Here is a 25,834-nt window from a genome sequence, read left to right as displayed (position 1 = left end):
TTGTATATATTGTATTACTTCCATTTGATATTGAATCAGTTTATCCATAAGTTGATTGAAATAAAAATGGGTATTGTTAATAATTTCCACACTTCTTTTTTTAATAAAATTAAAGATCCAATATTTATAGACAATAAAAAAATTTGGACAAAGGAAAAAACACCCATAAAGTCGCATATACAATTATCGACAAATTGGCGATGCTTTTTTAAGGTTAGTGTCTAACCAGAAATAAAAAGAGGAGTGAAAATAAAATGAGTAAAAAAACGATGGGTATTCACCACATTACTGCAATTGTTGGTCATCCTCAAGAGAATGTTGATTTCTATGCAGGTGTATTAGGTTTACGTTTAGTGAAAAAAACTGTCAATTTTGATGACCCAGGTACCTACCATCTTTATTTTGGTAATAAGGGTGGAAAACCAGGAACAATCATGACATTTTTTCCATGGGCAGGAGCTAGTCAAGGGAAAATTGGTGATGGTCAAGTAGGCGTTACATCGTATGTTGTTCCAAAAGGAGCTATGAAGTTCTGGGAAAAAAGACTGGAATCCTTCAATATTCCTTTTACCGTAAGGGAGCGCTTTAGCGAGGAATACTTGGAATTTGATGACCCACATGGGCTACACTTGGAAATTGTTGAAAGGGAAGAAGGGGAAGTAAATGCATGGACCTTTGGCGGGGTAACATCTGAGGTAGCTATTAAAGGCTTTGGCGGTGCTACTTTATTATCGACCCATCCTGACAAAACGGCTGTATTGTTAGAAAACATATTGGGACTAGAATTAATCGGCAAGGATGGTGACTTTGCACGTTACCGTTCTTCAGCAGAAATTGGCAATGTTATTGACTTAAAATTAACGACAATAGGACGCGGGACAATGGGTGCTGGAACCGTACACCACATTGCATGGCGGGCAAAGGATGATCAAGACCAATTGGAATGGCAAAAATATGTTGCGGAAAACGGATATGGGGTAACTCCTGTACGAGATCGCAACTATTTTAATGCGATTTACTTTAAAGAACACGGGGAAATTCTCTTTGAGATTGCAACAGATCCTCCAGGATTTGCTCACGATGAACCTGAAGCGACGATGGGAGAAAAATTAATGTTGCCAGAGCAGTATGAACAGTCTAGAGGGAAGATTAAACAAAGTTTATTACCATTTGAGGTAAGAGAATTAGAGTTGTGAGCTGGTTAGCTGGTACAAATTAAGCAAAGTTAGGTGAGATTTTTCCATAGAGAGACCTAATTAATTTCTTGATCAAATTAATGAAGAGAATGGGAATGGTGAGGTTGCAAAAAACAACAGGGATCCATCATATAACAGCAATGGTGAACGATGCCCAAAGAAGTATTGATTTTTATGCTGGCATACTGGGGTTAAGACTTGTAAAAAAGACGATAAACTTTGATCGTCCAGAAGTCTATCATCTTTATTTTGGAAATGAAACTGGTCAACCTGGATCTGTTATAACTTTTTTTCCGTGGTCAAAGCAGTTAAAAGGCCGAATTGGAACAGGACAGGTTGGAGTAACCAGTTTTATAATCCCGAATCAATCGATTGAATTTTGGGAAAATCGTTTAGGGAAATTTAGAATCAGGTTTATTCAATCAGTACGTTTTGGAGAAAAATATTTACAATTTCAAGATCCAGATGGTCTCGAAATTGAATTAGTGGAACGAAATGAAGGGCCAAAAAATACTTGGAGTTTTGGGGAAGTCGATTCAGAGGTTGCAATTAAAGGGTTTGGTGGAGCTATATTAATTTCAACTCAGCCTAATAAAACTGCAAATGTGCTTGAAAACGTATTAGGGCTCGAATGTCTTGGGCAAGAAGCGAGCTTCCTTAGGTTTAAATCGGATGGTCAGTTTGGAAATACAATTGATATTAAGCTAACTCCTTCGGTTCGCGGGTTAAAAGGGGCTGGAACTGTTCACCATATCGCATGGAGGGCGAAGGATGACCAAGATCTATTGAGATGGAGAACACTTCTTCAAGATAAGCAGTATTATCCGACTGAGATTCGTGATCGAAACTACTTCAAAGCTGTGTATTTCCATGAACAAGGCGGTATCCTTTTTGAAATAGCGACAGATCCGCCAGGCTTTTCCGTTGATGAAGCTGTCGCTGAGCTTGGAAGTAAACTGATGTTGCCATCCTGGCTGGAGCCAAACCGAGAAGAATTAGAAGAAGCCTTACCTAATGTGGAAGTTCGCGTTCTGGAGGGAGATCAATCATGAAACATATATTTAATAAGGGTAAAGATTCAACGAAACCAACGTTATTATTACTACATGGTACTGGCGGAAATGAATTAGATTTATTACCTATAGCGGGAAGAATTGATGACGAGGCTTCAGTGCTAAGTGTCCGCGGAAATGTATTGGAAAATGGAATGCCTCGATTCTTTCGGAGATTAGCTGAAGGTGTATTCGATGAGGAAGATTTGATTTTCCGTACAAAAGAATTATATGAGTTTCTTGATGATTCTGCTGCAAAGTATAATTTTGATCGAGAAAACATGATTGCCATTGGATACTCAAATGGAGCTAATATAGCTGCTAGTTTATTATTTCACTATCAGAATGCATTAAAGGGAGCCAGTCTCCATCACCCGATGGTACCGAGAAAAGGAATTGTTCTTCCTGATTTGTCAGGAAAATCAGTATTTATTGCTGCTGGTAAAAATGATCCTATATGTTCGCCGATGGAATCTACTGAACTTCAATCCTTATTTGAAAAGGCTAATGCAAAAGTTGAAATTCATTGGGAAAATAGGGGGCATCAATTGACTGTTGATGAAGTTGAAGCTGCGGCTCACTGGTATCGTAGGGTCTTTTAAACTTTAGAAATTCAAATTAATTTTTTTGTAAATAACTTAAAATTCGTAGAGTGAAATCGGATAAATAAGCCTTGATGTTTTAGGAAGGGCTGTGATTCCTAATTCCAACTTAATTGGAGATACCCCAATTGGAGTTGCTTAGAAATCTTTAATTCGATTTTTCAGTTTAGTTTTTTCAATATTTTTTAATAATTTACACACCTTGGTTTAAATAAATTGAATCTAATAATATTAGTTGATTTGATATTTTTTTTGAATAATTTTACAATTCCGATAGTAGGGAATATAATAATCCTATAAACATTTTGCAAAAAATATGTTAAATGTTTTGGAGTGAAGAGTTTTTTTAGAGAAGCAAGAATATAGGTTTAATTCATGGGAGGAAATTTATATGGCAAAATTTACTGTAGGTAATGAAAATCATGCTCCAATTGAACTTTATTATGAGGACCAGGGTTCAGGGAAACCTGTTGTCTTAATACATGGTTGGCCTTTAAGTGGACGCTCTTGGGAATATCAGGTGCCAGCTCTTATTGAAGCGGGTTACAGAGTCATAACATATGATCGTCGAGGATTCGGAAAGTCATCCCAGCCATGGGAAGGATATGAATATGAAACATTTGCTTCCGATTTACATAAACTGTTAGAACATTTAGATCTTCAAAATGTCACACTTGTTGGTTTTTCTATGGGTGGAGGTGAGGTAGCTCGATACATTAGTACGTATGGAACAGATCGTATTGAAAAGGCTGTTTTTGCTGGAGCAGTTCCTCCTTATTTATACAAATCAGAGGATAATCCTGAAGGAGCATTAGATGATGCAACAATTGAAGAATTCAAAAGTGGCGTGATAAATGACCGCCTTGCATTTCTTGACAAATTTACGAAGGGATTTTTCTCGGCGGGTAATCAAACAGATTTAGTTAGTGAGCCATTCCGTTTATATAATCGGGATATTGCAGCCAGTGCCTCACCTAAGGGTACGCTCGATTGTATAACGGCCTTTAGTAAGACAGATTTTAGAAAGGACTTGGAAAAGTTCAATATACCTACTCTTATTATTCACGGTGACTCTGATGCAACTGTACCTTTTGAGTTAAGTGGAAAACGTACATATGATTCCATTCCTGGTAGTAAGCTCGCTCTAATAAAGGGTGGTCCGCATGGATTAAACGCAACTCATCCAAAAGAATTTAATGAAGCGTTACTAACATTTTTAAAAGATTAATAAAGTAATGATGATCCTATTTCAAATGAGAAGGAGGAGCAGCCTTTCTTTTTATAAGGTTGTAGGAAAACTCTTAATATGAGGCGGAAGTAGAGTGTTGCTTACTTTTAGTATAAATCACTCGTAGCCATTATTATTACACTGGTATCAGGGATTGATGGGATAATTCTACACTTTTCAATACCCTTTTTGTTAACTGCAATTGCATTTTTGGGGTTCTGCAATAAAAAAGTTAGCTGTGATATATACAGTATTATAGCTATTAGCAGATCTAGGGCACCCCGAGATGTACTTGACCTTAATTGTTATAAATGTATTTCTAAAGGAAAAAGGCAGTAGTTAATAGAAGAAACTCGTCAAAAAAGGAGCCTTTGCCCAAAGTGGTAAAGGCCTACTTTATATTTATTTCCCATTTCCGTCCTTGCATCGAAACCGTCTTTAACTGAAAGAGTGAATGACTTTTTCTTCTTTCAGTCTCTCTATCAACTGTTTATCAATTCTATCTCTACTTTGAATTATTCGATTGTTTTAAAGTTATATTTATGTGGATGTTTATTTAATTATTTTATTTAAACTAACAGCTACTCCTATATGAGTTAATAGAATCTTCGATATTCAAATGCATACATGTAGGAAATTTATACTTTGTATAAAACCCTACAGCCGTTCCCCATACTAATATAGTCCAGACATATCCTTTTCATAATTTATCATATTTTGACGAATATCTTCTAAAGTTAATGTAAATGGAAGATGAATTTTGCCTTAATATAGTTACTGAGTTAATTAATTTATTCTCGTAACTATAACCAATGAAGGGGAAACAGTATTGGATTGTTTTATGGGTTCAGGATGAACAGGGCAGGCTACTATAAATCTAAATCGGAACTTTATTGGTTCAAATTAGACAATGATTACTTTAACGAAGCTTCGAATGCTTTACATAAAGATACGACAAGTTACATGATGTTGTTGCTGTTTGAAACCTTCTGAAGCCATCGAATTACCACCTCTTGTGACAATTACGAAGACGGACTGCGGGAATGCAGCCAGTCAAACTTGTATTAACCGGGGTGGGATTTTCTGTGGCCCTCTCAGGTCTGATGCTTGTCCTTATTTCATCTGCTGATTGACAAAAGGTGGATTTTATTACAAATTGGCTGTCAGGGAACATATGGGGTGCAGACCTGCTATTCTCATCCCCTTTACACTGTACAAAGCGACTCGGCTGAATCTTTTTGGGTTGAGTGAACCTATGCCAATAGGCAATAGGCTAGGGGTATCAGTTGAAAAAAAGGGCGATCCTGTTGCTGACATCGGTTTCGCTTGCAGCAGCAGCTGTCTTTGTCACAGGAGGCAGCGCCTTCGTCGGGCTCAGGGTCCGCACTTTGCAAAAGCTCTGGTCGGACCTCGAAATCAGCTCTTCCTGCCGTTAGCGATTCTGATCAGCGCCTGGATGCTGCTTGTGGCAGATACCATCGGAAGAAACATACTTGAACCTAAAGACATACCTGCGGGAATTATGATCGCTTTAATAGGGGCTCCTTATTTAATGTTTTTGTTAATGAAGAGTAGGAGAAAAAGCATAATTTTTGTAAAAGCTGAAGATGTCTTCAGCTTTTTTTTGTGTTTGCCTTATCATCTTCAAATCTCTGGCGCAGCGCAAATTGGAACATAATATAAGCCCGAACTGCGAAATATAACGATACATGCACTTACACGAATCCTACTTAAGCATGATTGACTTGGTTTTTTGATTTGATATAGTTTTAGGATGCTAAAGTGAGAAGATAAGATCAGACTAAAAAATAGCCTTCTGCGAAAGGGGGTGCCTCCTTTGAAAAGCATACAAAGCCGTTTATTGATCATGCTGCTGATTTTCATCGTTCTGCCCTATTTCCTGTCCGTTTTTTTCATCTACACTTACACAAAAAACAGTGTGGAGCAGTATGAACTTGAAAACAGCCGGGAGCAGCTTCAGAAGAATGCGGATGAACTGGAGCAGTATTTTGACGACATGATTGATTTTCCATATATTCTGTACCGCAACCCTGATCTGTTTCGGATTTTTAAAAACGGCTTCGAAGACTCCATATATTTCAACCCTATGACCATGGAAAAGAGTCTCGAAACCTTTTATCTAATGAGAAACGAATTCCGGCAAATCCGTTTCTATATTGCTAAAAACAATGAGTCATTTACTGTCTATAATGCAATGATCAGCACACACAGGTATCAGCCGGATTTTCTGAACCGGGACCCGATCAAACAGCTGTATACATCTGACTCACAATATTTGATTGAGCCGCCACACCCTCTTGAGAATTACAATAATGCAGCCATTGTTCCAAAATCGGACAAAACGATGGTGATGACTTTTCACCACAAAATTATTGACGTTCTTTCTAAAAAGTTTCTTGGGATGATTACAATCGACATTGATTTGGGCGAGTACGCCCGCATTTGCAATAACCTTGTCCAGGGAGACGCATCTTCAGTTTTGCTAATTGATTCAAAAGATCGCGTCATGTATGCAAATGATCGTGCCCTGATTGGAAAACCTCTTCCTGCCGAAGAAAAGCAACGTCTTGACGGGAATAGGAGCCGGCATGATGACGATATTCTCTTATCAAAAGAGTTATCAGGGTCACTGAACGGCTGGAAATTGATTAAGGTCATGTCGAGTCAGGCTTTATATGAAGATGTCAGGAAAACCGCCTATACCAATATCCTTGTCGGCATCGGCGTAGGAATACTGGGTTTGCTGATGATAGGCATTATCTCAAATAGGATTACCCGTCCCATTACGAGGCTGAGCAGCAAAGTCCGCTCCATTGAAGGCGGAAATATGAATGTCCCTTTTGATGATACCAGAAGCGATGAAATTGGCCATTTGGAGTCCCACATGAAGGACATGATGAACCGGATCAATTCCCACATTGACCGTGAATATAAGCTTGAAATTGAAAACAGGAAGAACCAGTTCAGGGCGTTAAAATCACAGGTTAATCCTCATTTTTTGTTTAACGCTTTACAATCCATAGGCGCTGTTGCCCTCAGGTCGAATGCACCAAAGGTCTATCAATTGCTGACTTCGCTGTCCAAAATGATGCGCTACTCAATGCAGGCAGATCAATGGGTACGGGTTCGGGATGAAGTTGAGTATACAAAAGCGTACCTCTCCCTTCAAACAGAGCGTTTTGGTGAAAATGTAAGTTATTCGGTCAATATCGATGAGTCCATTTTGGACATGACTATTCCAAGTATGATTCTGCAGCCCCTGGCAGAGAATTTCTTTAAACACACGTATGAGGAAGGGTACAGCAACGCTCATTTGTCCATTAACGGGGAAAAACAAGGAAACGGTCTGTGCTTTACTGTTGAGAATGATGGTCCGGGTCTGACGGAAGAAGAGCTTCAGACACTACGGGAACATATCTATACACCCCCTTACGAAGGGACTTATTCGCATGAACATATAGGCCTGAAGAATATTCGTGACAGGCTGCTTCTAGGGTATGGACCAAGTGCAGAAATGAAAGTAGATTCGAATGACGGACTGGGGTTTTCCGTCAGCATGAGGATCCCGATAAAGAGCCCCTTGGGAATGAAAAAGACTTACTTCAGGAAAGGAGATGAACACGGTGAAAGCACTGATTGTCGATGATGAATTCAATGTGCGGGACGTCATACGCCATTTAGGCCAGTGGGAAACTCATGGAATCACCAAGCTATTGGAAGCCAAAAATGGCCATGAGGCAAAATCACTGATTGAAAAAGAACGCCCGGAGATTATCTTTACAGACGTGAAAATGCCCGGTATGGGCGGAATCGAACTGATTGAGTGGCTGGATTCCATTTCCTATCCTGGGAAAGTTATTTTCATTACTGGTTATAACGATTATTCCTATATGCGCAAAGCCATTCAGCACAGCAGCTTTGATTACCTGCTGAAGCCGATTGAGTATGAGGCGTTCAATCATACACTGGAAAAATCGGTACAAGCCTGGAAGGATGACTTTGAACATGCTGAAGTGCTGGAAGATGTGAAAAAACTGCGGAGAAACCAGTTAGCCACTGCGATATGTCTGGGGGACCGTTCAGATTCAATCAGCCTTGCTGAGTTTCTTCCTGAATCGGAGGGCTATATGCTGACGCTGCTCTCCTTTTACCAGATGCACAATCCGGATCCCTATATCCAAAAGCTTTCAGATGAGCTTACGGACCGTAAATTAGGAAATGCGTTTTCCCTGCAGACGGATCTTAACCTCTGCCTTGTTATCACCATTCGCGATCAATGGCTCTCCGTTGAGGAATGGATCAGCCAGGAGTTCGATATCCCGGTAAGGCTTGTAACTGAAGAGCAGGTCGAAACTTTATCGGATATCAGGACCTCGTTTCAGGCTCTGCAGAAAAAGCTCGAGGAACAAAACTTCCGATCCATCCACCGTCTGGATGAAATAGATGCCGCTCGCCGCATGGAAGACATGGTTTCCTATGTTGACATGTATTATATGGAGGATTTGAGTCTGGAAAAGCTGTCGAATGTTTTCTTTTTAAGCCGCGAGCATATCTCAAGAAAGTATAAGCAAGAAACCGGAATGACCCTGTCCAAATACATCACGGAGCTTAGAATCAGCCAAGCAAAGTCGTGGCTGAAACAAAAAGACAAAAGCATTTATTCCATCTCTACCATGCTTGGCTATCAAGATGAAATCTACTTTTCAAAGCTATTTAAAAAGGTCGTCGGCATGACGCCTTTTGAGTTCAGGAACAAGAACGAGCAACATGAATCTAAAGGGGTGACATGATGAAAAACAGGTTTTTATCCCTTTTGTTAATCGGAGCCGTCAGCTTGCCTCTTTCTGCATGTCAGGATGAAGCCCCACCAGAAAAAACAGAAAAGACAGAGCGGAAAATCACGCTGGATTTAAGGAATCCGAAAGTGGAAATCTCCACTCAATTTGAAGAAATGACGCGTGCTTATGAACGGGAAAATCCTCACGTCAATATCAGGGTACATACTGTTGGAGGGGCAATGGATGACCTCGCCGACCTAAAAGCCGAAATGGCGACCGGCACTGGTCCGGATATCTTTACAAACAGCGGCTATGAAAATGCCAAGCTGTGGCGGAACTATCTGGAGGATCTTTCAGGGGAGCCCTGGATTAATCAAGCATACAAAGAATCCCTGACGCCAGTCACATTGGACGGGAAAATTTACGGAATGCCGGTTAACCTTGAAGGGTATGGCTTTATCTATAATAAGGATCTATTTAAACAAGCCGGCATTACTGACCAGCCCGCCACTCTTTCTGAATTGACAGCAGCTGCCGAAAAGCTGCAGAATGCAGGCATTACTCCCTTTGCAACAGGCTATTATGAAGACTGGAAATTGGGAGACCATCTAATGAATGTTGCTTTTGCCCAGCAAAAGGATACTGATGATTTTATAAGAAATTTAAATAACGGAACGGAAAAAATCAGTACCAATCAAACATTTAAGGATCTCCTTGCCCTGCTGGATCTCACCATAAAGTACGGAAACGATAATCCACTGTCTACGGACTATACAATGGAAGTGAATCTGTTTACCTCCGGAAAAGCAGCCATCATTCAGCAAGGCAACTGGATTCAGCCGATGATCGATCAAGCTTCGCCTGACATGAACATCGGTTTTATGCCGATTCCGATTAATGACCGACCTTTAAAGGAAGCCCTTGTCGTCAGCGTTCCAAATTATTGGGCCGTAAATAAACAGTCCATTCCTGAAAAGAAAAAAGAAGCCAAGAAATTTTTAAATTGGATGGTGTTGTCAGAACAAGGAAAACGGTTCATGACGGAAGAATTCAAATTCATTCCTGCGTTTAAGAACATTAAAACTGATGATATAGGGCCGCTCGCAGAAGAAACACTTCGAAATTACAAAGATGGGAACACCGTCCCATCTAACTGGTTTCACTTCCCTGTTGAAATTAGGGAAGAATTCGGAGCCGCGACTCAGCTCTATGTCGGGAAACAGCTGAACCGCAATCAGCTGCTCAATGAATATCAGAAGTCCTGGGAGAGGTTTTCGAAGGAATAGCCTCTTGCCGGGGCTTTTTTTGCCTTTTACAACTGCGATATCAATATACGACTAAATTCCAATCAATATGTGGCATACCTCTCTTTTCAGGAATCGCCTATAATTCTATTGTACTAGCAAACACATAAAACGAGGAGGAAGATTTATGAACTTTAGCAGGCTTGCCAAACAGGCAACAGCAGGAATACTCAGTACTGGCATTCTATTAAGCGGTACTGTCACCCAATCATTTGCAGCTCCAAAGAATCCGGCGGATTACAAAGAAACGTACGATACTTCACAAATCACTCGATCAGCTATGAAAGATATGATTAATCAGCACGGTGATACTAGATATGCCGTTCCTAGGTTTGACGTATCCACAATTAAAAACATCCCTTCTGCCAAAAAAGTAACGGAATCAGGCGAAACGATTGATTTAGATGTGTGGGATACATGGCCATTGCAAAACGCTGATGGAACTGTTGCAGAGTACAAAGGATATCATATCGTTTTTGGATTAGCAGGCGATCCTAAAAACGCGAGTGATACGTTCATCTACATATTCTACAAAAAAGTGGGCGACAACTCCCTTGATGCTTGGAAGAATGCTGGAAGAGTTTTTGATGACAATGATAAAAACGTTCCAAATGATCCTTACCTAAAAGAGCAAGCCGAAGAGTGGTCAGGTTCTGCAACCTTCACTGAGGACGGGGAAGTTCGCTTATTCTATACAAACCGTGAACCGTATAAACCTGAGTCAGGAAATTATGGGAAACAAACCTTGACAACCGCTCAAGTAAACCTTTCAGAGCCAGATTCTGAAACATTAAAAGTGGATGGTGTTGAGGATTACAAATCCATCTATGAAGGCAAAGACAGCAAGTACTACCAAACTGTAGATAAATTTGTAGAGGACGGAAATTCCTCTGATAATCATACCTTCAGAGACCCTCACTATGTAGAAGACAACGGCCGCAAATACCTTGTGTTTGAAGCAAATACGGGTACAGAATATGGCTACCAAGGCGAAGAATCGCTATACAATAGAGCTTATTATGGCAACAGCAATAAATTCTTCCAGGGTGAGAAAAACAAACTTTTGCAAAGCCCTAAAAAAGAGTTAGCTGAACTTGCAAACGGTGCAATTGGAATTATTGAAGTAAACGACGATTATACATTGAAAAAAGAAATGAAGCCATTGATTGTTTCAAATACGGTCACAGATGAAATCGAACGTCCAAACATCTTTAAAAAGGACGGCAAGTGGTATTTATTCACAAGTTCAAGAGGATCAAAAATGACCATTGATGGAATCGATAATCAAGATATTTACATGTTAGGCTACACGTCAAATTCCTTAACTGGCCCATATAAACCATTAAATAAAACGGGCATCGTCCTGCATCAGGATCTAGATCCATATGACATCACTTGGAACTATGCACACTATGCGATCCCGCAGGCTGGCAGTGATAATGTTGTAGTGACAAGCTACATGACAAACAGAGGTTATTTTGAAGACAATAAATCTACCTTTGCCCCAAGCTTCCAGCTTAACATTAAAGGGAAACAAACATCGGTAGTAAAAGACAGTATTCTTGAACAAGGCCAGATTACGGTTAAGTAGTTACCCAATGAAAAGAAAAAGAAAATGTCAGGAAAACTTGGCATTTTCTTTTTTCTATTTTAAAAGAGAAAAGTGGTGAGTTTAAGTGAACAAAAAGAAATATAAGATGGTTGGATTATTCTTTCTTGGATTATGGATGGTTATTTGCACAGGAATTTTGATTCATTCATTTTATAAAACAAAAGAAGCTAATCCGCCAAATAAGGTAGAAAAGCACTCATACCGGGCTGCTTATCATTTTACTTCTCCTGATCATTGGAAAAACGATCCACAGAAGCCCCTTTACTATGAAGGAAATTATCATTATTTTTACCTTTATAATGGAGATTATCCGGATGGCAATGGTACAGAATGGCGACATGCCACCTCTAAAGATTTGATTCACTGGAAGGATGAAGGAATTGCCATTCCAAAATATACGAATCAAAATGGGGATCCATGGACAGGGTCAGTCGTGTTTGACAAGGAAAATACAGCTGGGTTTGGAAAAGGGGCTTTTGTGGCGATCGTAACACAACCATCTAAGGATGGCCAGAAACAAGAACAATTTCTATGGTACAGTACGGACAAAGGAAATACGTTTACCTCTTACAGTGACGAGCCTATTATGAAAAATCCAGGAACGAAGGATTTTAGAGATCCAAAAATCATCTGGGATAACACGAATCAAAAATGGGTCATGACCATGGCCGAAGGATCGAAAATAGGTTTTTATGAGTCTTATAACCTGAAAGATTGGCGCTATACGAGCAGTTTTTCCACTATGAACATTGGAGTTTTAGAGTGCCCTGACCTTTACCAGATCCGCGCTGAAGACGGGACAGTAAAGTGGGTGCTGGGCGTCAGTGCAAACGGAAAAGAAGCAGGGAAACCCAACACCTATGCATACTGGACAGGAACGTTTAATGGAATGGAATTTCTTCCAGATAACAATGAACCGCAATGGCTAGACTACGGTTTCGATTGGTATGGCGGAGTAACGTTTGAAGATGGCAAGGCAAGTGACAAATTAGACAAACGCTATGCCCTCGCTTGGATGAATAACTGGGCCTACGCCAACAATACTCCGACATTAAAAGAAGGGTTTAACGGAATGGATTCGATCGTCCGTCAAATTGAACTAAAGCGTGAAGGGGAGAATAAGTATTATCTTTCTTCACAGCCTTCAGAAGCATTAAAAGAATTGACAAGCTCAACGAATTCTTTTAATAAAATCGAAGTGGATGGCTCGGAAACACTTGATTTTAAAGGAGATGCCTATCAAATAGAGGCGGATCTCACATGGTCGGATTTTAAGAATGCAGGATTTAGGCTCAGGGAGTCAGATGATCAAAAACGCCACGTTGACGTAGGCATCTCTGCAGAAGGAAATTACTCTTATGTCAATCGGGTATTCACAGATCAACCTGACGAAACGAATCTGTTGGTTGAAAGTACTGCACCATTTGATGTCAGTAAGAAGAAGGTACATTTAAAGATTCTCGTCGATAAAATGAGTATTGAAGTTTTTGTGGATGATGGAAAGGTTGCTTATTCAAACTTAATATTCCCTCATGCCGAAGATAAGGGAATTACTCTCTTCTCCGAGGGCGGCAAAGCGATCTTTAAGAATATGAAGGTTACACATTTTGATCCGATTAATTGAATCTCATCTTGGCAGATACCTTTCATATGAGTGCACATACATTCTTTTATAAGAAATAACTCTTCAAATATGAAAATTCACTAAAAGGGGCCCCACCAACATTTAGCAATTTCGACATAAAAAAGCCCGATTTCTATAAGCTAATACTGTCTTATATGTACTGAAACTTATCTTTGTCATATTAACTGATCATATATAAAGGTATGAGTTATTGAACATAAACAGATGAGGAAAATCCTCATAAATCCTTCAGCTAAAATGTGTTAAGAAACTTAGGTTTTCTGAACAGAACCTTAGTTCTTAACACCTTACGGAAAAGATACAATTTTAGGTTTAATTTCTCCCAGAAGCACTTGGGATTAATGGATAATCATATACATATATATTCTTTAATTCTCACATAAGACAGTCGAGGAAATTTATAAAAACCGTGAAAAGTTTCCCTAGGAGTTACAGTGGGCAGCCTCGAACGACTTAGCTAAAGTGGGACTCATTATCGTAACGTCCACCAATAAAGACGTTTGGGATAAAAATGGATATCATGAGTCGCTTGGAAAGCCAAGGATTACGCAGGTGAGGGAGGGTGATATAGCTCGTCGATGCAGAGAAAAAATCGCGAATCAAGCGAGCCGAAGCGAACATGAATATGGCAGCAAGAAAGGAAGAATAACAGGGGGGAATTTAAGGGGCACTTACCCCAGTAAGTAGACAAAGTGGGTTCGGAAATCAACACCCCAATTGTATAGGCAAAAAACTTGGTCCAATCATATAGACAAGGGAGCTACGGTTTGTAAACTACTATTATCTAAAAGTTAAACCAAAGTTGATTGGAGAGAAAGGTGCGAGACTCCTGCGGGAAAAACGTCCAGGGGAGACCCCGCAGGCGCAAAGGCGCCGAGGAGGCTTCCCGGACCGCCCGCGGAAAGCGAGTGCCTGGAGCGGAAATGAAACATCTAAATCGTACAACCATAAAAAAACTGTAGGCAAACTCAATTTTAATCAAGTTTGCCTATAGTCTCAGGTAAGGGACGATTATACTCTTACCTTTTTTTGAATAGTTTTGACAGTTTATCTGGCCTTTTATACTACTTAACAAATATGTTCGTCATACTCGGTTTTCAAGTAATTCATCATCCTTTGTTTCTGGTGTGAATAATGAAAGCAATTAAAGTAGTAGGAAAAGTCGTCAAAAAAGAGAGGGTTTTTATCATCGAAGCTATAAGAATTTAAAAAATCCGAGATTACTTTTTCTTGTTCCACTACATCGAACAATCCGGATATATAAAAATGATAACTGAATTTATCATATAAAAAAAGATATCCTGTATCATCAAAAATATTTTTCACTGTATGACCATCCAATTCTAACTCACTCCTTCCTTACCAATATACCTTTTTATCCATGAAATTATTCAGGGCTCATCTTTCAGGGAATATTATTATATTTATTGCAGCGTGTTTTTTATGCCTTCAATACATTAAAGGTATGGAATAAATGCAGGCAGAAGGAATAGCGAACGAAAAAAGCACATCCAATAAGGATGTGCTTTCATAAAAGTATTATTTGTACATTTCAGCGACTTGTTTTTGCAATTCGCCATTTTCAAGGTACTCATCATAACTCATTTGCTTATCGACTGTACCTTTTGGAGTAAGTTCAATGATCCGGTTAGCAATAGTTTGGATGAACTGATGATCATGAGAAGAGAAGATCATAGATCCTTTAAAGCTGATTAAACCGTTGTTTAATGCTGTAATCGACTCTAAGTCCAGATGGTTGGTAGGTTCATCAAGCATCAGGACGTTCGAACCGCTTAACATCATTTTGGAAAGCATACAGCGGACTTTTTCGCCCCCTGAAAGTACACTTGCCTTTTTCGTGACTTCATCGCCAGAGAATAACATCCTGCCCAAGAAACCGCGCAGGAAGCTTTCGCTCTGGTCATTAGGAGAATATTGACGGAGCCAATCGACAAGATTTAAATCGACACCTTCAAAGAATTCAGCATTATCTTTAGGGAAGTAAGCCTGAGAGGTTGTAACGCCCCATTTGAATGAGCCGCCATCCGGTTCGATTTCACCTGCCAAGATTTTGAACATTGTTGTTTTAGCAATCTCATCTTTACCGACAAATGCAATTTTATCGCCTTTATTCATCGTGAAGCTGACATTATCCAATATTTTTACGCCATCGATCGTTTTCGAGATTCCATCTACACGAAGCAGGTCGTTCCCGATTTCACGTTCAGGAGTAAAGCCGACATATGGATAGCGGCGTGAAGAAGGCTCGATGTCATCCAAGCTGATTTTATCCAATAATTTCTTACGGGATGTAGCCTGGCTCGATTTGGATGCATTGGCACTGAAACGCGCGATGAAATTTTGAAGCTCTTTGATTTTTTCTTCTTTTTTCTTATTGGCATCTTGAGTCAGTTTAAGGGCAAGCTGGCTTGATTCATACCAAAAGTCATAGTTACCGATATAAACTTTGATTTTACCGAAATCAAGATCCGCGATATGTGTACAAACCTTGTTAAGGAAGTAACGGTCATGGGAAACTACGATAACAGTGTTTTCAAAGTTGATTAGGAATTCTTCCAGCCATTTGATCGCTTTTAAGTCCAAGTGGTTGGTAGGCTCATCCAGTAATAGAACATCCGGTTTACCGAATAGTGCCTGGGCAAGCAATACTTTAACTTTGTCGCCACCGTTCAATTCAGCCATTTTCTTAGTATGCAGGTCTTCTGTAATCCCAAGGCCTTTTAAGAGGATTGAAGCTTCGGGTTCAGCTTCCCATCCGTTTAATTCGGCAAATTCCCCTTCAAGCTCGGCCGCTTTCATTCCGTCTTCGTCGGTGAAGTTTTCCTTCATATAGATGGCATCTTTTTCTTGCATGACTTCATATAATCTTTCATGTCCCATAATGACGACTTTAAGGACTTCTTCCTCTTCATAAGCGAAGTGATCCTGCTTTAGAACGGCAAGGCGTTCGCCTGGCCCCATATGGACATCACCGGATTGTGCTTCAATTTCACCTGAAAGGATTTTTAAGAAAGTGGATTTACCGGCACCATTCGCACCAATCAGGCCATAGCAGTTACCAGGAGTGAATTTTATATTAACATCTTCAAACAGTTTACGATCGCCATAACGTAAACCAACATTATTTACTGTAATCATTTATTTACATTCCTCCAAAATACTTTTGTTTCAACGTGTTCAACACTTTGTTTCATTAGTTTTACGCTGATTCATACAAACAGCAGTTTACAATCTTGTATGTTTTAAACTGTGCATCATTTAAATTGTATCTTATTTCTTAGGAAAATTAAAGGCAGATTAGTAAAAACAAACGTTTATAAGCAAAAATTACACAAGGATTTAATTTTGTTTATAAATTGCAACCTATAAATGTAAGTACTATTTTTTTATTGAATATGATTATGGGTATAAAGTCTCATTACACAACAACTTTATAATTGGTAATATAGGTAACTGTAACTAATACTATGGGAGGAACATATATGAGTGATTCAGTAGGTTTTTGGAAACGTCTTTTTGCAGGTGTTTTGGACGGCATAATAGTATCTGCACCATTAGCGATAATTTTCGGGGTGATTACCGGTGATTGGGAAAATGAAAATTTTTCAACTCTTTTTAACTTTCTTTACATGGTGATTGTCCCGATACTATGGTATGGCTATACAGTTGGTAAAAGGATTATGGGAATACGCATAGTAAGGATGGACGGCAAAAAATTAGGCATAGGCACTATGCTATTGAGGTATTTAGTTGCTGCTTTGGTATATGCCATTACATTAGGGATAGGGTTTATTGTCAGTGCATTCATGGTTGGTATTAGGAAAGACCATAGATCGATACATGATTTCATAGCAGGTACATACGTGACATCAAATGAACCATGAATAACGGATAAGCAGTTTAATAGCTGCTTTTTTTTTTGCGAAAATACAGATTCAAACCGATATGATTTTTTAAATATGGAGGAAATTTAGCCGAATACTTTATTGTACGGTATTTAGGTATAAATATTACATTGGAAACCACGATAGAATATCTATAGCAGTAATACAGTGGCAGTTAGGAAGCTAAAGAGCACTTAACCTTAATGGTCAAGTGCTTACGATCTTGATTTATTTCATTTTGAAGACGTCCTTGATATGCTCGTGTTTCTTTGCGTACAATTTTCTTTTCAAATTTGCGCTTATTCGCATTGGCTTTCACATGTGTGGAACCGACGAATACGTGTTCAGCACTTATTAATGTTATTCGATAGAAAATCTGTTCTATCCAAGTTTTTAAACCTAGTTGATTGGAGCGAGTGCCTGGAGTGGGAATAACGATCAGATTTACTAACCCTCAAAAACGTTCGAGTTGATTTCAGAAATCCGCTCCCTTTCCGCCGACTGCCTGCCAAGCCTCCTCGACGCAAGCGTCTGTGGGGTCTCGGCTAGCCAGTTATTCGGCAGGAGTTTCGCAAATTTCTTCCATCCAATAAGGAGCACAGGAGAAAAATTCAAAGGATAAAATAAACATGGTTCGGAATAGACCAGCTTGCAGTTTTTATTTTAAAAAACGTTCCAGTTGATTGGAACGTAAGGTACGAGACTCCTGCGGGAAAAACGTGGCCAAGGGAGACCCCGCAGGCCATGCCGAGGAGGCTCCCGGACCGCCCGCGGAAAGCGAGTGCCTGGAGTGGAAATCACGTCCGAGCTTGTACAAGAAAAAAATGTAGACAAACTCAATTTTCATAGAGTTTGTCTACATTCTGAGCACTTAACCTTAATGGTCAAGTGCTTTTGTTATTCAAAACCTCTTTATTTTGATTGATGATGATTTTATTTCTTAAAATCATTTCTTTATTATTAAGTCCAACATTAAGTTCTTTTGTATCATTCACTTTTTCCAGCAGTGAAATTACGGATATTTCCAGTAATTCAGAAATAGGCATTTGTGTTTTGGATGATAAGTTTTCAAGTTCATGGATTAATTTAGGGGATAGCATTGGTTGTTTTTGATTTATTTCCATGACAGGACCCGCTTTCTTAAAAAAGTTATGTAATTGTCATTTAAGTATATAATGTCAGTTTCCGATAAAACATTAAAGTTGCGTTATTTATGTTAAGAGTTGATGACAATTACAGAAGAAAGGCATATCCATGAAGGTCTCAGCATAAGTCAACATACCAAAGCTAAATCCAATTTGGAATATATCGTGTATTCTTCGAATTATATGAAATATCAGGGAAGGTACATTACAACTATATAATTCTATGTCTCCAGATTTGTCAACCATTGGCTTTTCTGATAGTATAAATGTCCATTTCGTCTTAGCATCGGCATTTTAATAAGTTTGATCAATATACAAGGAAGGGGAGTGATTTCATTGGGTAATCATCCTGATTTTGAACAGGAACGACAGCGGCTGGATTTTACAAAACGTTATATCGATGTAGTCATCAAAACATCTGAAACAAGCAAAGATCAATTTCAGCGGAATATGCAAGAAGCCTTTGGCGATGCCGATTGGTCTGAATCAGCGTTATATTCACAGCTGCTGACCACGGCCAACTTTTTTGAGATGTCCAAAACCGAACTTGAAAGTTTACGCAAAGCAAGTAAAAAACCTTACTTTGCAAGAGTGGATTTTGAAAGGAATGATGGGGAGAGAGGCGAAGTCCTTTATTTCGGAAAAGCATCTCTTTATCAGAGGGAAAGCCAGGAACAGATCATCGTCGATTGGCGTTCACCGATTGCAAATCTGTATTATGAGGGACGGATTGGTGAAATAGAATATGAAGCGGAAGGGGAGACATTCAGCGGGAACATCACTTTAAAAAGACAGCTAATGATAGAAGAAGGTGTCTTGGAGGAGATAAGGGACATTGATTTGACAACAACGGATGAATTGTTGCAGGAATCCCTTTCCAAGAGTTCCAGCAATCGATTGACGGATATCATCACCACGATCCAGGAAGAACAGAATAAAATCATTCGGGCAGATTTGAATAAACCTATCATTGTCCAGGGCGCAGCGGGCAGCGGTAAAACCACAATCGCTTTACATAGGATCTCTTATTTCATTTACCACTATAAAGACTTGTTCGATCCGCGACAATTAATGATTCTTGCTCCGAGCCGGGTATTCATTGATTACATATCTGAAGCTTTACCTGAATTGGGTGTCGAAAAGGTAAAACAATTCACGTTTTCCGAATATGTTCAGTCAGCGATAGGAAAGCAAGTGAAGCTTATAGCGGATGATAAATTAACGCGATTGCTGGAAAAAGATGATGAAGAAATTAATTCAGCCGTCTGGATATCAGGTCTGAAAGGATCCCCTGCCTTTAAATATATATTGGACGAATATATAAAGGATATTTTCAGTGGGTTTCATCCGGATGCTGATTTTTATTGTGATAAATATCGCCTCTATTCCGCTAAGAAGTTCATTAGATTATTGGAAGAGGATTATTGGTATTTACCGTTATACAGCAGGCTGGACAAACTGAAGGCCATTTTACAAAATGAAGTGAAATTAAAAAAGAAAACAATGCTTGAACGTGTTGTTGATCTTTATGATGCCAAAATCGAGAAGGCGCTCTATAAGAATATCGATCCAGTCATACGCAAGGAATTTGTTACAAAATGCCTCGATAAAAAAGAGGAAAGGATAGGACAGATCCAAAAGGCGATCCGTTCTTCTGTAAAAGCGTATTTTAAACAATTCAAAAGTAAAGATCTCCTGGAGTACTATCAGGAATTATACCAAGATCCAGAGCGCCTCGCCTCATACAGCAACGGTAAGCTTACTGTTGAAGATGCCAGGGTTTTATGTGAGTACAATCATAAATTATTTTCTGCTAATAGTTATGAGATAGAGGACTTAGGAGCACTATTATATCTTCAGGAGCGGCTTTTCGGTGTCGATAAAGAAAACAAAGCAAAAAATGTTGTCATTGATGAGGCACAGGATTATAGCTTCATGCAGTTACAGGCCCTAAAGACGGCAGTGGATACCGATATGTTCACACTTGTAGGCGACCTTGCACAAGGCATCCATTCATACCGCGGACTTCAAACATGGGAAGAGGTTCACAGTCGTATTTTCCCTCGGGCGACGTATACTGAATTACAAAAAAGCTACAGAACAACTGTTGAAATTATGAAACAAGCTAATGAAATACTTCAGTTGTTAACATACGATTTCCCGGAAGTTGAACCCGTGGTCCGGCATGGCAAGGATCCAGAATTCATTTACATTGAAAAGGAAGGTTGGGAAGAAGAACTGATCGAGCTGATCGCAACCCTTAAAGGAGAAGGTTTTAAAACGTTTGCCGTTATTGCCAAAACGATGAAAGATTGCAAGCTGGCAAATGAGAAACTAAGTGAATTCCATCAAGGCTTTCATTTAATAGATGAAGCGGGAAACATCCCTAAAGATAAAACATTAATTGTTCCTTCCTATCAAGCCAAAGGTCTCGAATTCGATGTCGTATTTGCAATATCCCTCGAAGAAGTGTATTGCCACGAAAATGAACTTGATATCAAATTGCTGTACGTAACAATGACAAGGCCATTGCACAGGCTATATTTTTTAGGTAAAGAGAAAAATGCTTTCCTTATTGAGACATGAAAGGGGGAGGGTGGAATGCCACCACCTCCTCGTGAAATGCTCATAGATGCAAAAGGATATCCTGAATATCTTCCCATCCGAAACCGACTTCGATAAGCTCGACGCCTGCCATTTTAACGGTTTTTTCAGCTATCACTTGACCTCCAAGTGCTTTGTAAAAACCGCATGATGGGTTATCCTTTAATGCCCAGATTATTAAATTCTTATGTTCCATTTTCATAAGCTCATGTATGACCGCTTTTATCATTTTTCGTCCAAGTCCCTGTTGTTGATATTCTTTTAAAAAATAAATGGCATATACTTCACCTTGAAAATGCGGATCATTCGTTTGTTCTGGTCCCCCGGCAGCGAAACCGATGATTTCCCCATTGGCGTTTTCCGCAACAAAGGTAGCATTATGCAGCATTTTTAAATTTCTTAGCCAGTTTTTCTTTTTGGCTTCCAGATTCATGGAAGACAAATATTGATCCGGAAGGATTCCTTTATAAGTTGTTTTCCAGCTGTTTATATGTACAATTGCTATTCCATCTACATCTTCTTCTATGGCTTTCCTTATCTTCATAAAAAACACCTTCAGATTTTCATATTTCCCCCTAGAATATCATGGAAAAAGTGAATAAGCATTTTATTTATGTTTATAACTGCTTGAGAAAGGATAAGAAATAAAAGAGTGATCAACCAGATGAAGGGAAGGATGAGAAAGATGAAATTGAAAGTTGGTTTTTATTTTCCGGGCGGCAAAGAACTAGAGCATGAGGTTGAAGGTGATGATTCAACTCAAATGATTTCAAATATTCAAAAGCACCGTTATTATAATTTAGTTAAAGGCGATTGCCATTATGTCGTAGATACGGAAAAAGCAGCATATTTTTCTGTAACAGAAATATTAGATTGAGAATGAACCGCATTGGACTTTTATTCCATTGCGGTTTATTCTTTTTGTTGTAAGGAAACCGGAAAAGGAGTATCGTCAATGAAAATCAATTTTACCAAGAAACAGTATGAAACATTATTCAAAATGGTTCAGTACGGATATTGGGTTGCTTCCGATACTGAAGATAATAAAGAATTCAGTGAAATGGAACAGTATATCAATTCCTTTGCGAAAGATTTCGGCATGGAAGGAGTACAGTTTATAAAGGATTACGAAATGTATGATCTGAGCAGGGAATTGGAGGATCAACTTCATACAGTCATAAATGAGTATGAAGATGGAGTGTTCAGGGATAAGCTTGCCTACCATTTGGCTAGGAAAGAGTTCGCCTTGGAGTCGGAAAACCATGAATACAATCAGGAGGAAGCGTTTAAACGTATCATGGAGCTCGAGGAAAAATATCATCTTCATATTGAAGAACACGGGTTAGGGAAATTGAAAATAGAAGAATAAAAAGAGAGAGGACGTAATCTGTCCTCTCTTTTCTGATTTTGAGAAGTAATGATTTCCATGATCATCACGTATGCCATCCATTACGGATCGGTTTTATGCACGAGGATTTTGACCTAATTTTTCAACGGAGTATTGATAAAATGCAATTAAGTCATTTTGTGATGCAAAGCCTGCTTGTGCAGTACGTCCGTTCCCTCCGCCTTTTCCATTATAGGAGCCCAGTTCCGCTTTGAAATATTGTCCGCAATTAAAGGGACTGTCCCCGCTGTGCGAGAGGATGACCTTTTGCTCCTTACGTGATGCTAATAATACAGTAACCTTTTCTTTTTTTACAATCGTACCTGCAAGGTAAAGCAGTTCTTTCATTGAGCTATCTTCGAAAATATGAGAAATGAATCCCCCTCCATTTTCTGCAAGCAGGGAGTCAGCAAGAAAATTTGCATTTTCAAGTTTTAAGTTTTCATTTGCCGATAGCAGCTGCTTATAGTCATTTTCAAGTTTCTCCACCCTATTCAGGATCTCTGTACGTCCGGTATTGAATTTAGTCGATAATGCAGAAAGAATTCCTAGACTTTCGGAATAATCATTCAATGCCCTGAAGCCGCACTTAAAGTAGAGACGGGTAAGCTCTTTCTGCTTCTCCGCTTTGAAAATTTTTATTAACCCAATCTCACCGGTACGCTCTACATGAGTTCCACCGCAAGGGTTATATTCAATTCCTTCTATCTCAACAATACGGATATTTTCAGACACTTTAGGCATTTTGACGACAGGAAGTGTCTGTAGTTGCTCGTTTGTCACGTAATAGATAAGTAATTCGCGATTCTCGATGATATATTGATTAACTAGCTTTTCAGCAGCAGCCGTATGTACCTCAGTCCATTGAAATCCTGCCATTATATCGATCGTTAAATATTCCTTTCCAAGGTGAAAGCTAACCGTATTAGAGTCAAAAAGTTCCCTGCAGACAGCAGAGAGTAGATGCTGGCCGCTATGCTGTTGCATATGATCGAAGCGGCGGGGCCAATCAAGTTCACAGTGGACGATCTCTGAATCTGGCCGTCTCTCCATCTTATGAAGAATCTTTCCATCATTGTCTTTTATAACGTCAAGAACGGTGATTCCTTCTATTTTACCAGTATCTGCTGGCTGACCGCCGCCTTCGGGATAAAAAGCGGTTTCTTCAAGAGTGATATAGTAAAAGCCATTTTCTACAATGGTCTCTCGAATTTCGGTATCCCATTGGGAGGTCTTGGTGGACGTGTAATATAATTTTTTTGTCATGAATGATTTCTTTTTCCTTTCTGTTGATCATTAAATTATATCACCGAAATACTATAGTTTAAAATCGCGGGTTTTAGAAGATTAGTCAGGGATAAAAGCAAAACTTTATGACAAATTCTAAATAAATTGTGCAAGATGGCAATAACTATTTATAGACTGCCCTTTTGATCGTCCTGATTCTTTTCCTGATCAAATAATGGACTTGCCATGGGAAACGTGGAGTGCTGAAAATGCTGTACAAATGGAGGGGGAGAGGTTTTTACATGCAATGGATGAAGCGATTGATAATCTGGAAGGAGTAAATTATGAAGGACGAAGTTTTACATTCAAAAAGGAAGAGACGAATCAGGTCATAAAGGTTTATTTTGAGACACTGCATTATCTCGAGAAGGATATGGCACAATTTTGGTATATTGTGATATCACAAAAGAATATGAAGTGGATCAAATGAAGTCCGAATTTGTCAGTACAGTTAGTCATGAATTAAGGACACCCCTTGCAAGCGTCCTCGGTTTACCTAGAGTTCCCCTCTAAAAGAAGTGGGGCTTAACAATGAAGGACAGTCAAGAATACTGAGCCATGATAGTATGGTCATTGAAGATGATATGAACTTAGCGGAACTGCTAAAATATGAATTGATGGACAGTGGTTTCCATGTCAGCTATTTCAAAAGTGGTAGAAAGGCTTTTCAAAAGCTGAAATCCTCACCTCCGGACGCCATTGTGCTGGATATCCTTCTTGAAGAGGGGGAGATGGACGGCTGGGCGATCCTGAGGGAATTTAAAGGATCCTCTGATTTGAATGAGATTTCCGTTTTTGTTTCGACTTCACTTGGAAAGGGAGAAGGGGATTTCCTTGGGAGCTAAGGATTATTTAGTTAAACCTTATAAACCGAGCCAATTATCCAAAGTGATCATGCATACCTTGTTAAGTAACGGTAAACAAGGGCAGATATTAATCCCGCAGGCATTTCATGGAGAAAACAAGGGGTAAAAAATAAAAAACCGTAATAGGTATACAGAACATCAAAAAAATGATAAATTCAAATATGTTGGAAAAATAAATAATTGGGTACAATTGTAGGTAAAGGTAAGTTACAGGAGGATTTTTATTCATGCAAAAAATTCAGGCCGGCATGGCTGTAGAGTTAGAAGTGGAACGTAAGGCTGATTTCGGATGGTTTTTAACGGATGGTTCAGAAGATGTCTTACTTCATCATAATGAAATGAATGAAGGAACGGAACTTGAGATTGGCGATGAAGTAACTGTGTTCATCTACCATGACAAACAAGCAAGGCTAACAGCGACAATGAAGATACCCGAAATTCAGATTGATCAGTATGGCTGGGCGGAAGTTGTCAATGTGAAAAGGAAACTTGGTGTTTTTGTTGACATCGGTCTTTCGAAAGATATTCTTGTATCCCTGGATGACCTTCCGAATATAGATCGATTATGGCCTGAGGTTGGTGATCGTCTATATGTATCCCTGAAGACAGATCGTCATGATCGCCTGTTTGGTAAACTTGCAACCGAAGATGTCATTCAGGAGATTGCAGTAACAGCTCCATTAAAAGGGATTCGTAACACCAGTATTAAGGGAAATGTCTATCGTTTGCTTATGGTTGGATCATTCTTTATTTCAGAAGAAGGGTATCGCTGTTTCATTCACGAAAGTGAACGCAAGGAGGAGCCCCGTCTTGGTGAATTAGTTGAAGGGCGCGTCATTGATAGTAAAGAAGATGGAACGCTTAACGTTTCTTTAATCCCCTTTAAACAAGATTTAATGGGGGAAGATGCTGATGTCATTTTCACTTATTTAATGAATCGCGGCGGTGCAATGCCTTATGGTGACAAAACGCCACCTGATGATATCAAGTTCCACTTCGGTTTGAGCAAGGGAGCGTTCAAGCGTGCTCTCGGCAAACTGATGAAAGAAGAAAAGATTTACCAGGAAGATGGATGGACATATTCTTCAGACCGTAAATGAAAAAGGCAGCGGATTTTATCCGCTGCTCAGTTTGTAGACAAAAGGGGTTCGGAATTAAAAAATTCTGCACCCCTTTTGAAATTCCCTTTGAATTTTCGCCTA

Annotated in this window: 22 protein-coding genes and 3 pseudogenes; 20 read left to right on the top strand and 5 right to left on the bottom strand. The window is 39.3% G+C overall.

Annotated elements, in window-relative coordinates:
* Positions 1-254 precede the first annotated feature (254 nt).
* The 11 genes and pseudogenes from AC3WLU_RS24755 to AC3WLU_RS24705 form a co-directional block, all read left to right on the top strand.
* Positions 255-1,196: a ring-cleaving dioxygenase gene (locus AC3WLU_RS24755; protein ID WP_413001493.1), complete on the top strand. Its 942-nt coding sequence runs from the start codon at positions 255-257 to the stop codon at positions 1,194-1,196.
* Between the two features lie 95 nt (positions 1,197-1,291).
* Positions 1,292-2,248 carry a ring-cleaving dioxygenase gene (locus AC3WLU_RS24750; RefSeq protein WP_413001495.1) on the top strand — a complete coding sequence of 319 codons (957 nt, stop codon included), beginning with the start codon at positions 1,292-1,294 and terminating at the stop codon, positions 2,246-2,248.
* Positions 2,245-2,850: an alpha/beta hydrolase gene (locus tag AC3WLU_RS24745; protein WP_063576003.1), complete on the top strand. Its 606-nt coding sequence runs from the start codon at positions 2,245-2,247 to the stop codon at positions 2,848-2,850. Before AC3WLU_RS24750 ends, AC3WLU_RS24745 begins: the two co-directional genes overlap by 4 nt.
* 391 nt (positions 2,851-3,241) lie before the next feature.
* Complete coding sequence (locus AC3WLU_RS24740; protein WP_492598091.1) at positions 3,242-4,078, top strand: alpha/beta fold hydrolase; 837 nt, start codon at positions 3,242-3,244, stop codon at positions 4,076-4,078.
* 1,031 nt (positions 4,079-5,109) lie between these two features.
* Positions 5,110-5,648: pseudogene (locus tag AC3WLU_RS24735) on the top strand (FecCD family ABC transporter permease); the annotation flags it as partial.
* Between the two features lie 267 nt (positions 5,649-5,915).
* Positions 5,916-7,745 carry a cache domain-containing sensor histidine kinase gene (locus AC3WLU_RS24730; RefSeq protein ID WP_413001498.1) on the top strand — a complete coding sequence of 610 codons (1,830 nt, stop codon included), beginning with the start codon at positions 5,916-5,918 and terminating at the stop codon, positions 7,743-7,745.
* Positions 7,723-8,889, top strand: coding sequence for a response regulator transcription factor (locus tag AC3WLU_RS24725; RefSeq protein ID WP_413001500.1), 1,167 nt, complete (start codon positions 7,723-7,725; stop codon positions 8,887-8,889). Before AC3WLU_RS24730 ends, AC3WLU_RS24725 begins: the two co-directional genes overlap by 23 nt.
* Positions 8,889-10,163 (top strand): ABC transporter substrate-binding protein, encoded by a 1,275-nt coding sequence (locus AC3WLU_RS24720; RefSeq protein ID WP_492598090.1) that lies wholly within the window; start codon positions 8,889-8,891, stop codon positions 10,161-10,163. Before AC3WLU_RS24725 ends, AC3WLU_RS24720 begins: the two co-directional genes overlap by 1 nt.
* Positions 10,164-10,308: 145 nt before the next feature.
* Entirely contained in the window at positions 10,309-11,772 is a 1,464-nt protein-coding gene (locus tag AC3WLU_RS24715) for a glycoside hydrolase family 68 protein (RefSeq protein WP_098864712.1), read from the top strand.
* 85 nt (positions 11,773-11,857) lie between these two features.
* A complete protein-coding gene (locus AC3WLU_RS24710; protein ID WP_492598089.1) occupies positions 11,858-13,417 on the top strand; it encodes a glycoside hydrolase family 32 protein in 1,560 nt (519 codons plus the stop codon).
* Between the two features lie 405 nt (positions 13,418-13,822).
* Positions 13,823-14,084, top strand: a pseudogene (locus AC3WLU_RS24705) (flotillin family protein); the annotation flags it as partial.
* 893 nt (positions 14,085-14,977) lie between these two features.
* Here the strand turns inward: AC3WLU_RS24705 and AC3WLU_RS24700 are convergent.
* A complete protein-coding gene (locus tag AC3WLU_RS24700) occupies positions 14,978-16,597 on the bottom strand; it encodes an ABC-F family ATP-binding cassette domain-containing protein (protein WP_034307325.1) in 1,620 nt (539 codons plus the stop codon).
* A 344-nt stretch (positions 16,598-16,941) separates the two neighbouring features.
* On the opposite strand from AC3WLU_RS24700, the gene AC3WLU_RS24695 reads away from it, so the two are divergent.
* Positions 16,942-17,343 (top strand): RDD family protein, encoded by a 402-nt coding sequence (locus AC3WLU_RS24695; protein ID WP_063576010.1) that lies wholly within the window; start codon positions 16,942-16,944, stop codon positions 17,341-17,343.
* 214 nt (positions 17,344-17,557) lie between these two features.
* Here the strand turns inward: AC3WLU_RS24695 and AC3WLU_RS24690 are convergent.
* Positions 17,558-17,725: pseudogene (locus tag AC3WLU_RS24690) on the bottom strand (IS5/IS1182 family transposase); the annotation flags it as partial.
* Between the two features lie 502 nt (positions 17,726-18,227).
* Complete coding sequence (locus AC3WLU_RS24685; protein ID WP_492598088.1) at positions 18,228-18,467, bottom strand: hypothetical protein; 240 nt, start codon at positions 18,465-18,467, stop codon at positions 18,228-18,230.
* A 348-nt stretch (positions 18,468-18,815) separates the two neighbouring features.
* Here AC3WLU_RS24685 and AC3WLU_RS24680 point away from each other — a divergent pair, with 348 nt between their 5' ends.
* Positions 18,816-21,074, top strand: coding sequence for a HelD family protein (locus AC3WLU_RS24680; RefSeq protein ID WP_492598087.1), 2,259 nt, complete (start codon positions 18,816-18,818; stop codon positions 21,072-21,074).
* Positions 21,075-21,114: 40 nt separating this feature from the next.
* On the opposite strand, the gene AC3WLU_RS24675 is transcribed toward AC3WLU_RS24680, so the two are convergent.
* Positions 21,115-21,636: a GNAT family N-acetyltransferase gene (locus AC3WLU_RS24675; RefSeq protein ID WP_063576011.1), complete on the bottom strand. Its 522-nt coding sequence runs from the start codon at positions 21,634-21,636 to the stop codon at positions 21,115-21,117.
* A gap of 141 nt (positions 21,637-21,777) precedes the next feature.
* Between AC3WLU_RS24675 and AC3WLU_RS24670 the strand changes: the two genes are divergently transcribed.
* A complete protein-coding gene (locus tag AC3WLU_RS24670; protein WP_034307314.1) occupies positions 21,778-21,969 on the top strand; it encodes a hypothetical protein in 192 nt (63 codons plus the stop codon).
* Between the two features lie 78 nt (positions 21,970-22,047).
* Positions 22,048-22,461, top strand: coding sequence for a hypothetical protein (locus AC3WLU_RS24665; protein WP_052137265.1), 414 nt, complete (start codon positions 22,048-22,050; stop codon positions 22,459-22,461).
* Positions 22,462-22,554: 93 nt separating this feature from the next.
* Here AC3WLU_RS24665 and AC3WLU_RS24660 read toward each other — a convergent pair whose 3' ends face one another.
* Complete coding sequence (locus tag AC3WLU_RS24660) at positions 22,555-23,745, bottom strand: alanyl-tRNA editing protein (protein WP_492598086.1); 1,191 nt, start codon at positions 23,743-23,745, stop codon at positions 22,555-22,557.
* A 196-nt stretch (positions 23,746-23,941) separates the two neighbouring features.
* Between AC3WLU_RS24660 and AC3WLU_RS24655 the strand changes: the two genes are divergently transcribed.
* The 5 genes from AC3WLU_RS24655 to AC3WLU_RS24635 all read left to right on the top strand — a co-directional run bounded on the left by AC3WLU_RS24655 (position 23,942) and on the right by AC3WLU_RS24635 (position 25,732).
* Positions 23,942-24,196 (top strand): hypothetical protein, encoded by a 255-nt coding sequence (locus AC3WLU_RS24655; RefSeq protein WP_268936440.1) that lies wholly within the window; start codon positions 23,942-23,944, stop codon positions 24,194-24,196.
* On the top strand, positions 24,193-24,279 hold the full coding sequence (locus AC3WLU_RS24650) for a histidine kinase dimerization/phospho-acceptor domain-containing protein (RefSeq protein ID WP_492598097.1): 87 nt from the start codon (positions 24,193-24,195) through the stop codon (positions 24,277-24,279). Before AC3WLU_RS24655 ends, AC3WLU_RS24650 begins: the two co-directional genes overlap by 4 nt.
* Before the next feature lie 53 nt (positions 24,280-24,332).
* A complete protein-coding gene (locus AC3WLU_RS24645; protein WP_063576014.1) occupies positions 24,333-24,611 on the top strand; it encodes a response regulator in 279 nt (92 codons plus the stop codon).
* Positions 24,601-24,738, top strand: coding sequence for a hypothetical protein (locus AC3WLU_RS24640; RefSeq protein WP_156500294.1), 138 nt, complete (start codon positions 24,601-24,603; stop codon positions 24,736-24,738). The genes AC3WLU_RS24645 and AC3WLU_RS24640 overlap by 11 nt, the downstream gene beginning before the upstream one ends.
* 121 nt (positions 24,739-24,859) lie before the next feature.
* Positions 24,860-25,732, top strand: a complete 873-nt coding sequence (locus tag AC3WLU_RS24635) for a CvfB family protein (RefSeq protein WP_048683447.1) — start codon at positions 24,860-24,862, stop codon at positions 25,730-25,732.
* Positions 25,733-25,834: the final 102 nt, after the last annotated feature.

The sequence above is a fragment of the Peribacillus sp. FW305-BF15 genome, from assembly GCF_058783805.1.
Note: the sequence above shows the minus strand (reverse complement) of the source record. Positions and strands in the feature narration are given on the sequence as shown.